This is a genomic window from Paenibacillus sp. P4_A7, from assembly GCF_056402455.1.
On sequence record NZ_JBFUHJ010000210.1, the window covers coordinates 1 to 9,094 of the forward strand.

General features: G+C 42.4%; 9 protein-coding genes. 2 read left to right on the forward strand and 7 right to left on the reverse strand.

Features of this window, described 5'->3' with window-relative positions; translation table 11 throughout:
• The 3 genes from AC1DWN_RS20895 to AC1DWN_RS20905 form a co-directional block, all read right to left on the reverse strand.
• Positions 1–574 (reverse strand): glycosyltransferase (locus AC1DWN_RS20895; RefSeq protein WP_477560844.1); only part of this gene is annotated, 574 nt, incomplete at its 3' end.
• A 464-nt stretch (positions 575–1,038) separates the two neighbouring features.
• Positions 1,039–1,554 (reverse strand): hypothetical protein, encoded by a 516-nt coding sequence (locus AC1DWN_RS20900; RefSeq protein ID WP_477560836.1) that lies wholly within the window; start codon positions 1,552–1,554, stop codon positions 1,039–1,041.
• A 12-nt stretch (positions 1,555–1,566) separates the two neighbouring features.
• Positions 1,567–2,763 (reverse strand): ParM/StbA family protein, encoded by a 1,197-nt coding sequence (locus tag AC1DWN_RS20905; protein WP_477560837.1) that lies wholly within the window; start codon positions 2,761–2,763, stop codon positions 1,567–1,569.
• A gap of 530 nt (positions 2,764–3,293) precedes the next feature.
• Between AC1DWN_RS20905 and AC1DWN_RS20910 the strand changes: the two genes are divergently transcribed.
• On the forward strand, positions 3,294–3,722 hold the full coding sequence (locus AC1DWN_RS20910; RefSeq protein WP_477560838.1) for a helical membrane plugin domain-containing protein: 429 nt from the start codon (positions 3,294–3,296) through the stop codon (positions 3,720–3,722).
• A 28-nt stretch (positions 3,723–3,750) separates the two neighbouring features.
• On the forward strand, positions 3,751–4,932 hold the full coding sequence (locus AC1DWN_RS20915; protein WP_477560839.1) for an NAD(P)/FAD-dependent oxidoreductase: 1,182 nt from the start codon (positions 3,751–3,753) through the stop codon (positions 4,930–4,932).
• Between the two features lie 103 nt (positions 4,933–5,035).
• Here the strand turns inward: AC1DWN_RS20915 and greA are convergent, their stop codons facing one another.
• The 4 genes from greA to AC1DWN_RS20935 form a co-directional block, all read right to left on the reverse strand.
• Positions 5,036–5,515 (reverse strand): transcription elongation factor GreA, encoded by a 480-nt coding sequence (greA, locus tag AC1DWN_RS20920; protein ID WP_477560840.1) that lies wholly within the window; start codon positions 5,513–5,515, stop codon positions 5,036–5,038.
• Between the two features lie 160 nt (positions 5,516–5,675).
• Positions 5,676–7,235 (reverse strand): glycine betaine ABC transporter substrate-binding protein, encoded by a 1,560-nt coding sequence (locus tag AC1DWN_RS20925; protein WP_477560841.1) that lies wholly within the window; start codon positions 7,233–7,235, stop codon positions 5,676–5,678.
• Positions 7,236–7,249: 14 nt separating this feature from the next.
• Positions 7,250–8,359, reverse strand: coding sequence for an ABC transporter ATP-binding protein (locus AC1DWN_RS20930; RefSeq protein WP_477560842.1), 1,110 nt, complete (start codon positions 8,357–8,359; stop codon positions 7,250–7,252).
• Positions 8,360–8,496: 137 nt separating this feature from the next.
• The coding region (locus AC1DWN_RS20935; RefSeq protein WP_477560843.1) for a GGDEF domain-containing protein at positions 8,497–9,094 on the reverse strand (598 nt) is incomplete at its 5' end.

The following is a 9,094-nucleotide window of genomic DNA, read 5'->3' on the forward strand; positions in this document are numbered from 1 at the left end:
GCACTATAATATGCGCCAAACCTTTATCAAAAGCGTTAATATCCCCATCCCAGTTTTTCGTAACTCTTGCCATCAAATCTTCTGTTAGCAGCTGCAGATGCATATACAGCAATTGCTTTAAGTCATTCTCAGCCCAGTTGGGATTCAAGCTGCTAAGATATTTAGCCATATCATCTGCGTTGCTGTACCATTTTTTATGATACTTTTCTACATCCGCTTGCTTGCCGTTTTTTACTGCATCAATTACTTGTCCTGCAATCACGATATGCTCCGTCAACAGTTCAGCCAGCTTCTTGCCTGCGGCTTCGCCATAATACGGTTTTATTGCGTTGCCAATATCCTGTTGATTTCTCAAAAGCCTAGCAAGCACTTTTTCTTGATCCTCCAACCCTGCAATGGCGCTTACCATATAGCTCCGTTCCCATATAACGTGATCGATCCAAAGCTTTCTTAAGTCATTCTCCAGCCGTACTTGGGATTCGGATACACAGGAATGATGCTTGCTGTGATCATTTCCCGAAGCCACCACTCTTATTGGCGCCATACTTAATGCGAACCCTAATACTAAGGACATACTGAGCAACGTAATTTTTTTAAAGCTGTTAATCACTGATATCTTCTCCTTTTTGATGCATGAATGGCACAACTCGTTATATTGTGGACTATTCCACTTTTTTCATACATGGAAGATGACTTCTCCCGTTCACAGCTGAACGTTACGGCTCATCCGCGGAATTCGGGGAATGCAAAAGCACCAGCTCACTGATGGCAGTGAGCTGGTGCTTTATTTGGCTGATATAGTCGATGAGAGGTAAGTTTTAATTTGAATATTAATGATTGATTTTCAATATTATAACTAGTAGTATTACAGGGTATTACTCAGTAATACCGAACATTACTAGCCACTTCTATTCTAGTGTTACCTAATATTACTTAGCGTTACCGATTCACTCGCTTTTTAATATCACTAAGTAATACCGAGTATTTCTAAGCATCGCACCCGCATGTTCATTACCCCTAAACCCGCTACACGCCTCATTAAATCCATGCCTCAACATCTTCATCATCCACTTCTTCTTCTACCGCAGGCACAGACTTCTGCTCGTTTATCTGCTTATTTTGTTCATTCCGATGAACCTCGACATCTTCTGCAGCTGCCGCTGATTCGTCATGGTTCGCCAAATAACGAATAGGATCAATAGACTGCGGTAGTTCCAAAGGTGCTGGTACCGAAGACGGTGCTCCTGTAAATTGTTTTACTATAGACTGTATTGCTGATGACGCAGCTTCCGCAGACTGCACCGCCATAGAGTCCATTGACTGAGAATGTGTTGTCAAAGACAGCTCTTCTAAACGCCGTTGCAAGCTGTTCCTTTCAATAGGTACAAATGTCTGCAGATTCCGAACGCCATGCTGAACAATCTCGTTCTCCATTAAATATCGTAACGAATCCATCAAGTTGGTTTGCGCATTTAGCCATTCCATTACCAATGGATCCTCCGACTTTTTCGTCTTCAAACTAATGTTATCGCCAGGCAGTTTTAACTTTTTCACTTGGGTCACCTACTATACAAGCTGAATCGCTTTATTTTTTAGCGCCTCATAAATTTTTCCGCGAACAAAAGCATCCAGACCCATTGCATTCATTTGCACCGCATACTCAGCAGGAATGTACAACAACTGCATCTCACGCTCCGCACAAAGCTCCTTCATTTGCGGATAAAGCGCGGAACGCATAAGAATACTTCCGCCGCCATACACACAGATCAGGTCAATTTCATTCCGAGCCTTTGTAAGCTGTCGCTTCACATTTTGAACGATTTGCCTTACTTGGCTTTCAAGCGGTCTCTTCAACGTCTTTAGAGCACGAGAATGATATTTATGATTCGGATTTTTAATAACATCACTGAAAAACTGTCTTGGGCTATCCGGCAAATGAATCAAACGATTAAACTCATCACGCGCTTCCTCGATTGCATACCCAGCACCATGATGACTTCCGTTTACGAATTGACGCAGAAATTTATTGCCCTCCGTAATGGGGTACTCTGTTGAGCCATCGCCAATATCGATATGCAAAATTCTTTTATCCTTAAAATAGCTTCCACTAAATTTTTTCTCCATTTCATATTCCTCAAGAAATTGCTTGAAAATATCTCCTTCTCTCCAGTTCCCATCAGCATCCTTCTGCAGTGTGAAAATAACAGGTGTAGCTTCTGGAACTACCTTTGCAAAAGGAAATACAATCTTCACTCGAACGCGCATCATTCCTAGGTGGACGGTCACATGATGAGCACCCGTAGTAAACCTTTTCTCAAACTTAGCCGATGTTTCATCTGTATGCTGCGTGACCGGCAAGGCGGTCGCCATATCCGCTTCTACGTCAATATTCTCTGGAATGGTCTTCTCTTCCTCATACGCCTTCTGTACAGCCACAGCCGCGATTTGAGCCAGCGTGTTAATAATCGGCAAATCCATGTCGCTTTTAAAATCAATGCCGATTTGCAGATTATCCAAAATCTCTCCACTCTCGAGCGCAAACTTACCTACGTAATACATACCGGCTCTTGCGGCAGGTGAATCAATAGTCACGACCAATTGGTCCTGCAAATTTTTAATAAAACTCTCAGGAGACTGCTCTTCACTCCAAGGCAGCTCGTCCACCGTACAATTGACATTTGGCTGTTGAATAAGCTTTCCATCAATAATTAAATCATGCTCGCTATTTCCATTATCGTTACCCACATAAAAATGATAATTCATAAATGATTCCTCCTTAAGTTTTGTGAAGCAAAACTAGCTTCGTAAGCATGGACTTTGAGTTTTTAGAATAAAAACTTACTTGAGTATAAAAACTTACTTATAAGCATAAGCTTTTAGTTGCTTCAACTTCTATAGTATTACTTTGCCATATGAAGTATTAGCATGCATCCCGCTATGGACCCAGTACCAATTAATGTTTTTTCATAAACATTTGTCGGAATTACTCTCAAGGCATACGGCTCACATGCTAAAATTTAACCATCGAGGGTTAATTATATTACCCTTTTGCATCGTATTCGACATTTTCTTTATTTTTCAATAAATTTCTTTTTAACTTTGTCTCTAAAAGATGTAGAATAGAGACAAAGGGTTCGGAACTGGTTAAGTCATGCTCGCTGCTTGAAAGACTCTTTAGTTTTTTAATATGTGAAAAATGTAACAATCTTTCTAAACAGCGAGTTACCCTTGAGAAATGACATAATCCGGACTGAAGCTTACTTTAATTCCAATGTAAAGGAGGACGTTTACTAATGTCACAAACATCTGCTGGAGCAACTCTTACTGAAGAAACAAAATCATTAGATGTGCTTGATCAACTAATGAAGCCGGAGGTTCAACAATCTCTAACTGTGCTCGTGGACAACCTACCGAAATTGGCTGAGATGGTAACACTTATGACAAAGGCTTATGATTTCGCACAAGGTATCGCTACGGACAAAGTATTGATCGATGAGTTCGCTCATGGTATTGGCGAGTTTGTTAAACCTGTTCAAGAAAAAGCAAAAGGTATTGCCGCTGCAGCTATTGAAGCTGGAGAACGCGCACAAGCTGACGCAGGTAGCTCCGTTGGTCTATTTGCTATGCTTAAAATGCTAAAAGATCCAGAAGTACAAAAAACACTTCGCTTCGCTCAAGCCTTCCTTACTGTGCTTTCTGAGAAGAAAACCGAAAACCACTAATTAATTATTGAAAGAATGGAGGATGGACATGTCGAAACAAATTTTAATACTTGGCGGCGGATACGGCGGCGTTCTTACGGCTCTAACAGCTCGTAAATATTTGTCCGCAGCAGATGCGAACATTACAATCGTCAACCGTTTTCCAACGCACCAAATTATTACTGAACTGCACCGTCTTGCTGGGGGCACAATTGCAGAGAAAGCCGTATCGCTTCCTCTAACTAAGCTGCTCGGCGACAAGAAAGTAAACGTTGTCGTTGATTCAGTTAAAGAAATTAAACCAAACGAGAAGCAAGTCGTTTTGGAAAGCGGTACTGTATACAAGTATGATGCGCTTGTCGTAGCTCTTGGCAGCGAAACAAACTACTTTGGTATCCCAGGTCTAGAAGAGAACAGTCTTGTGCTTAAATCCGTTGCAGATGCTAACCGCATTCGCGAGCATGTTGAAGCACGTTTGGACGCATACAAAAAATCAGGTAACAAAGCAGACGCAACAATTGTTGTTGGCGGCGGCGGCCTGACTGGTGTTGAGCTTGTTGGCGAATTCGCTGATAAACTTCCTGAAGTATGTCGCAGCAAAGGTATCGACTTCAACGATATTTCACTATATTGCGTAGAAGCTGGTCCAGCTGTTCTACCTATCTTCCCTAAAGTGCTAATCGAGCGCGCAGTTTCAAGCCTTGAGAAACGTGGCGTTACCTTCATCACTAGCGTTGCTATAACAGAAGCTACAAAAAGCTCTGTATCGCTTAAAGATGGACGTACCCTAGAGTCCAGCACCATTATTTGGACTGGCGGCGTAAAAGGTAACCCTGTTGTCGGCAGCAGCGGCCTTGCTGAAGACCGTGGTCGTTCAACGGTTACACAAACCCTGCAATCCACTTCCCATGCGGATGTATTCCTTGCTGGTGACTGTGCAGTTGTATTCCCAGAGGGCGGCGAACGTCCATACCCTCCAACCGCTCAACTTGCTTGGCAAATGGGCGAAACTGTTGGCTATAACCTATCGGTTATGATCAACGGCGGCGTAATGGATAAATTCGTTCCTGTATTCTCCGGAACGCTTGGAAGCCTTGGTCGTAAAGACGGCGTTGGCACAATCGGCGGCAACAACACGCAGCTGAAAGGCTTGCCTGCTTCACTAATGAAGGAAGCAAGTAACATTCGCTACCTTTCACACATCAACGGCTTGTCTGCACTCGCTTACTAATCCAAATATACGTGTAAACGGCTTACGCCTTCTTTGACGGTGTAAGCTCGGTTCACGGCAACATAAAACAGGCGCCTAGTATGTACTAGGCGCCTGTTTCTTATCACATTGCTTTTATTTCGAGCAACTCATACTTGATAACGCCCATAGGAGCATTCACGCTGATGATGCTGCCAACCTTTTTGCCTAGAAGCTCTTTGCCCAAAGGGCTTTCATACGAAATTTTATCCTCAAGCACATCCGCCTCGGCAGGACCTACAATACGGTATTCGATTTTTTCATTAAATTCTACATCATTTAAAATAACAGTGGAGCCAATGTTAACTATTGTGAGGTTTAGACTACCTGCATCCACTACTTTTGCTTTATTCAGCATCTTCTCCAAAATTATAACTCTGGTTTCCAGGAAGGACTGATCATTTTTGGCGGAATGATATTCGCTATTTTCCTTCAAATCGCCATAGCTAATTGCTAATTTAATTCGAGCGGCTAATTCTTTACGCTTCACATATCTGAGATCATCCAGTTCAGCTTGTAACTGCTCCAATCCCTCTTGGGTTAGTATCACTTCATCGTTAGCCATTATTCCAACTCCTATTTACTATCATTCTCTAATTCTAACCTATATTCGGTAGTTGTGCCAAAAGCCACAAGTTTTTTTCGTGTCGTAAAGAAAATAGCCAAAGGCATATGCCTTTGGCTTTCAGCAATCAGTTGCCTACTTTTCGTGTGAGAAGCTCCATTTATTTCATCAACCCTACTTCTTTCAACCATTCCTCAGCTACAACACGGGCTTGCTTTCCTTCCAAATCCACTTTGCCATTGAGGATCGACATCGTTTTATCATCGATTTTCCCTGCAAGTAAATTTAGAACCTCTGTAAGCTCAGGGTGTGCCTCTAACGTATCCATCCGAATGACAGGAGCCGCGTAATAAGGCGGAAAGAAGTGTTTATCATCCACAATAACTTTCAGATTAAAAGCTTGGATTCGACCATCCGTGGAAAATGCATCATTGGCGTCCGTTGTTCCTTCTTTAACCGCACTATAAGTTAATCCTGCATCGAGTCCCTTCACTTCCTTGAACTTCATCCCATATACCTTTTCCAATCCAGAGTATCCATCGGGACGCTCCAAAAACTCATGTGTAGCGCCAAGAACAAATTCTGGAGACTTTTTGGCTAAATCAGAAAAGGTTTCGATACCCTGTTGATCCGCCCGATCTTTTCTCATCGCGAGTGTATAGGTGTTATTAAAACCTATAGGTTCAAGCCATGTGACCTGAAATTTCTGTTCATAAGCCGCCTTAACCTGTTTGTAAGTTAATTCCGGTTCTCCTACGATCGGCTTTTCCTTGAGTACAGAAGTCCATCCGGTACCTGTATATTCCGGATATAAATCAATATCACCGCTAACCAATGCATTATGAGTGACTTGCGAACCCCCAAGAAATGGCTTCCTGGTGACACTTAAATCTGTTTTTTCCTCGATTAAAGAGGCCATTAAATGAACCAAAACATCCTGCTCCGTAAAATTCTTTCCACCAACAACGATGGAATCACCACCGGACGAAACTGCCCTCAGCGATATGCCTACAATTATCGCAATAATTAGTAACGAAGCCAAAGTTAGCTCCAGCCTTTTTATAAATTTGGATCTGCCTTTACCCCTCTTTTTAACTCCCTTTGGGGTTACGGCTTTCTCTAGCCTCTCAAGAATGAAATCAAATATAACAGCAAGCAGCGCGGCTGGTATGGTGCCCGCTAAAATCAACTCCGTATTGACCGTTGAAATTCCTCTGAAAATCAAATCGCCAAGCCCACCCGCTCCAACTAGCGAAGCAAGGGTCGCTACGCCTATGATCATTACGGTAGCTGTTCGTATGCCTGCCATAATAACATTCAGAGCTAGCGGCAGCTCAATTTTGAACATAACCTGTAAGCTCGTCATGCCCATACCGACGCCGGCTTCCTTGATCGACTTCTCCACATTCATAATTCCCGTATAGGTGTTCCTCATAATCGGCAGCAAGGCATATACCGTCAAAGCAACGATAGCAGGGACTATGCCAATACCAACCAACGGAATCATAAAACCTAATAAGGCTAAGCTCGGGATCGTCTGAAACAAGGAAGCTACACCAATGACCGGACCCGCAAGCCTTGGCATACGTGTCAGCAAGAGCCCTGTTGGGATAGAGATAACCATAGCTATAAGCAGAGCGATGAACGAAATTTGAATATGCTCTATCGTTGCGTTAATAATGTCTTCTTTTCTATTTATTATGACATCCCAGAAACTCATAGCTAACCCCCGAACTACATCTGTTTAAGCAGTGCGTCAATTAAACTTGAATTGGTTACTAGTCCAGCTAATTGCCCCTGTTCATGTACAACAGGAAGGTTACTCAATCCATGTTTTTTCATCAGCTCTACAGCATCTCCTACGCTTGTCCCAATAAGGACAGTTGGAATATCGTTTCTCATAATATCCTGAAGGGTAAGATCTTCTTCGTGATAATGGTTTTCAAGCATTTCTTTCGTTACAATTCCTTTTAAAATATGGTTCTTATCGGTTACAAGCAAGCCATTTACACGATATTGTTTCATCAGCTTCGCTCCATGAGCTAGTCCCCGCGTCAGGAAGACGGTAACCGGATTATTTACCATGACGTCCTCAACCATCAAATTCTCTGACTCATTTAACCGGCTCTCTCCAATAAAACTGCGAACGAAGTCGTTTTTCGGTCTTCTTAGTATGCGATCGGGCGTGTCAAACTGAACAATTTCGCCACCCTTCATAATGACGATACGATCAGCGATTTTAAGCGCCTCATCCATATCATGCGATACAAATACGATCGTCTTCTTCACTTCCACCTGCAAGCGAACCAATTCATCCTGAAGCTGATCCCGACTAATCGGATCAAGTGCGCTAAATGGCTCGTCCATTAAAATAATCGACGGCTCTGCCGCCAAAGCACGTATAACTCCAATTCTCTGCTGCTGACCACCGCTCAGTTCAGATGGATACCGTTCTTTATATTGTTCAGGGTTTAACCCTACCATCTCCATTAATTCATCTATTCGCTTTTCGTAAACTAATTTATCCATCTTCTTGAGCTTTGGAACAATCGCAATATTATCCTTAATATTCATGTGAGGAAACAGACCGATATGCTGAATGACATATCCGATATTTCTTCTCAGCTCCACTGGATCTATTTTGGAAATATCCTTCCCATCAATTAGGATCTGACCAGAAGTAGGCTCAACTAAACGATTGATCATTCTCATTGTTGTTGTTTTTCCACAGCCGCTCGGCCCGATAAGGGTAATTAATTCACCTTCCTTAATATCCAAGTCGATTCCTTTTAAGACGAGGTTGCCGTTCTTATATTTTTTCGTAATATTTTTAAATTGGATCATATCAGCACCTCATTCTATCCCCGATGTCCTGGCTTGTCTGTTGGCTGATACTATTTTACCCTTTAATCCTTTTTCTATAATAATTTGCTCAAAAAAAGAAGGGCATAATCGCCCTTCTCGTTGGATGCTCTAATTGACTACGAATCTGCCCAAGTGATTTTGTTTTTCCCATTCTTCGATACGTATAACGCCTGGTCAGCTTGCTGAAATAGTTCCTTGAAAATAATATCGCTTCTCCTGTTGTATGCAAGACCGCCGCTAACCGTCACGATCACTGGTGTCTCCTCATTGATCCAAATTCGGCTTCGTTCATAAGTCGCTCGTATTCGTTCGGCAACCTCTCGGCTCTCCTCTTCCGTTACACTCGTAAGAAATACAGCGAATTCTTCGCCGCCAACTCTCCCGATAATAGCCTGTTCTGGACAAGTTTCTTTTAATAGTTCTGAAAACCGAATAAGTACTTGGTCTCCAGCCAGATGCCCGTACGTATCGTTTACAAGCTTAAAATCATCAATATCCAGAAGCAGAAGAGACAATTGCAGGCTATTCTCATTGAGCTGTTCCCTAACTTTCTCCAAGAAGTGTCTACGATTAAATACCCCAGTCAGCTCATCTATCGTCGCATGAAGGAGCAGCCTTTGTTCTGTCAATTGCGCATCAAACGCTTCTTGAATTTTATAATCCATTGCTCTTTTTAACCGATTAAAAATATACTCGACAGCAAGTAAGCTGGAC